Raw genomic sequence first — 2,428 nt, 5'->3', positions numbered from 1 at the left:
GGTGCAGATGGAGCTTATGCCAGCAAGCAAGATCTCCGCAATTTAGAACATGTGATGTCTTCTTGGTCGGAGCGCAAAGAAGCTTATTTGGCGATCGAAGCTAACGAAAAATCGATTATAGATCGAGCACTCGCAGCGATCCAAAATGATAAGATTTTTTCCGATACCAATCGCATCGATCCAGCAATGCTCGAACGTTGCTGCCGCGATATGACTTTAACACTCAGATGTTATGCATTAGGAATGCTGCTACAAGATGAGGAAATGTTAAAAGATAGATTTATCTATTGGCAGAAAAACATCTTACAAGCGATGGGTTTGAGTAATTATCAAGGGACTAGATTCGTGTATGAATCGATTTGTATCGAGCTGCCCAGAGAACAGTCGAAATTATTTAAACCTTACTTTAAAGTCGGACAAGAAATGATTTCGTCGGAAACATCGGAATTAAATTAACCAGTAAATAGATCTCATCATCTGCCGATCGCTAGTCCCCATTTTCCTAATTATGAATGAATCTGCAATTCCGATTCCAACTAATTGTTTTAGCCCCAAAGGCTATATTAAATCGCAGCCAGCTACGGGATTATTAGCAACCCGATATGGCGATCGCTTAATTGCCGTCCCAGAAGTATTATTACGCAGTATTTCTAAAACCTTACGCGTAGAAACTGGCGAAGCTTCTTATTTAGCTCTATATACTTTTGGCGATAGTTGGGGCAAAAGTTTTGGAGATCGGATGATTCAAGACACGATTAAATATTATCGTCAGCCGATTTTAGAAACGATCGCTAATGAATTTTTTGTCAATGTCCAATCGGCTTGGGCGGTACATGGTTTGGGTAAACCCTCGATCGATTTTAGCCGAGCCGAACGCGGATTAATAGTAGTCACGATCGCTAATTCGGGCATCGATAGCGGTAAAACTATCGACGATGTTTTTAGCTATCGTTCTTTTAGTCTCGAAGCTGGTTTTCTCGCAGGTTGGTTTTCTACCCTGACTGGTAATAAACTCCGCGCCTGTGCCAGTAATTGGCGCGAGGCACCAACCTCCATGCAGTTTCTCATCGGTAGCGTCTCCCACATCGAATCCATCGAACGTTCCCACCTCCAAGTCGGAATGCTCACACCTGAAATTCTCAACTCCTTGTAATCCCATTTTGGATTAACAGGAAACTCCTTACTCCTTACTCCCTACTCCCTACATGTCTGTAACCGTCCTATTTTTACCAGATCGAATCACCGCCACCGCCGAACCTGGCGAACCATTACTCGATGTCGCCAGTCGAGCTGGAATCTTGATTCCTACTTATTGCCTCAAAGGTGCTTGCATGGTCTGTAAAGTAGCAATTGAAGGACAAGAAAATCCCGTTCGTGCCTGTATTACAACCGTACCTGACGACGATTCATTAGCGATCGTGCATTGTTACCCCAAAGCCAATTTGAACTAGGATTAGGCGGCAGAACTCAGATTGCTAGTTACTTTCTTCTGGAAAGAAGAGTGGGAATAGGGAATAGGGGATAGGGAAATGCAAGTGTCCTACCTCCCACACCCCCCACACTCAAAAACTATAAGCAACTTGCGTTACTAGGCTAGCCGTCGCGATCGATAGTACAATGCGGATTAGTTTCCCTCCGATCGCAAGCTAGACTTTATGACTGGCAAACTGATAGTTTTAACCGGGCCGAGTGGAGTCGGGAAAGGCACGTTACTCAAAGCCTTATTAGAAAGACATCCAGAACTATATTTATCTGTCTCAGCTACCACCAGATCGCCCCGTGCAGGTGAGGTCGAGGGGGTTCACTACTATTTCTATCCTCGCAATCGATTTGAGGCGACGATCGCCGCAGGAGAGCTATTAGAGTGGGCTGAATTTGCAGGTAATTATTATGGTACGCCAATCGCGCCAGTCCGATCGGAGCTAGCTCTCGGTAAATCGATAATTCTAGAAATCGAACTCGCTGGAGCCAGACAAGTCGCGAAGATTTTTCCTGATGCGCTGCGGATTTTTATCCTCCCGCCCGATTTAACGACGCTCGAAACTCGGATTCGCGAACGCGGCACCGATAGCCCCGAAGCCATTCTCCGCCGTCTAGAGCAAGCACGAGTCGAAATCGCCGCGCAAGATGAGTTTAATTATCAAATTATCAATGATGATTTTGAGACGGCTTTAGCAGACTTAGACAAGCTTGTGACTGGTGTCTAGTAACCCAAGTTGCTAGTTATGGGTTTTTAGTGGGATGGGTGTTAGGTTTTAGCGAAAAGTGCGGTCTTGGGGTTTCCCCTGTCTTGTCTCACCCTTTTTGACGGGGAACCCGTCCAAAGGTGAGCCGCAAGTAGAGCACCTTTTCAAGACAGCTGTTAGGTTTTAGGTTTTGTCCCATCGCTAATACCCAATACCCAATACCCAAATCTTTAATCTTGGCG

4 protein-coding genes are annotated in these 2,428 nt (G+C 45.3%); all 4 read left to right on the top strand.

Annotated features, from left to right (window positions below; all coding sequences use genetic code 11):
- Positions 1–456: phycobilisome protein (locus RMO79_RS23870; protein WP_310485767.1), on the top strand; the 456-nt coding region annotated here is incomplete at its 5' end.
- A gap of 52 nt (positions 457–508) precedes the next feature.
- A complete protein-coding gene (locus tag RMO79_RS23865) occupies positions 509–1,153 on the top strand; it encodes a hypothetical protein (protein ID WP_310485766.1) in 645 nt (214 codons plus the stop codon).
- A gap of 52 nt (positions 1,154–1,205) precedes the next feature.
- Positions 1,206–1,451, top strand: coding sequence for a 2Fe-2S iron-sulfur cluster-binding protein (locus RMO79_RS23860; RefSeq protein ID WP_310485765.1), 246 nt, complete (start codon positions 1,206–1,208; stop codon positions 1,449–1,451).
- 204 nt (positions 1,452–1,655) lie between these two features.
- Positions 1,656–2,207 (top strand): guanylate kinase, encoded by a 552-nt coding sequence (gmk, locus tag RMO79_RS23855; RefSeq protein WP_310485764.1) that lies wholly within the window; start codon positions 1,656–1,658, stop codon positions 2,205–2,207.
- Positions 2,208–2,428: the final 221 nt, after the last annotated feature.

Origin of the sequence: Chamaesiphon sp. VAR_48_metabat_403, from assembly GCF_031422475.1 — a bacterium.
In the GTDB taxonomy this organism is placed as follows: domain Bacteria; phylum Cyanobacteriota; class Cyanobacteriia; order Cyanobacteriales; family Chamaesiphonaceae; genus Chamaesiphon.
This window is presented reverse-complemented; position numbering and strand designations above follow the sequence as displayed.

Bases quoted from the DNA above. Each gene is read 5' to 3' on its own strand.
- RMO79_RS23865 (WP_310485766.1), top strand. From the start codon at position 509: ATGAATGAATCTGCAATTCCGATTCCAACTAATTGTTTTAGCCCCAAA.
- RMO79_RS23860 (WP_310485765.1), top strand. From the start codon at position 1,206: ATGTCTGTAACCGTCCTATTTTTACCAGATCGAATCACCGCCACCGCC.
- gmk (WP_310485764.1), top strand. From the start codon at position 1,656: ATGACTGGCAAACTGATAGTTTTAACCGGGCCGAGTGGAGTCGGGAAA.